This window comes from uncultured Roseobacter sp. (genome assembly GCF_947491795.1).
In the GTDB taxonomy this organism is placed as follows: Bacteria; Pseudomonadota; Alphaproteobacteria; order Rhodobacterales; family Rhodobacteraceae; genus Roseobacter.
The window spans coordinates 1-249 of record NZ_CANLKW010000045.1 but is presented as its reverse complement, the minus strand read 5'-3'; the positions used below and the strand labels follow the sequence as shown (position 1 = coordinate 249).

Sequence of the window (249 nt, the reverse complement as noted above, 5' to 3'; positions counted from 1 at the left end):
AACTGGCCGAAAACGCCGGATGGGATCAGGAGATTCTGGCCATTGAACTGCAGGCCCTGATTGATCTGGACTTTGATGTTGATCTGACAGGTTTTGAAATTGCTGAAGTGGATATGATACTCGATCAGCATGCGAACAAATCAGACAATGCTGACGAACTGCCGGCTCCGGTCAGTGGTCCTGCGGTTACGCAACCGGGCGACCTCTGGCAACTTGGAAATCATCAGTTACTTTGCGGCGACGCCCGCT

Annotated in this window: 1 pseudogene; it reads left to right on the top strand. The window is 52.2% G+C overall.

Features of this window, described 5'->3' with window-relative positions:
- Positions 1-249, top strand: a pseudogene (locus Q1A34_RS21995) (DNA methylase N-4); the annotation flags it as partial.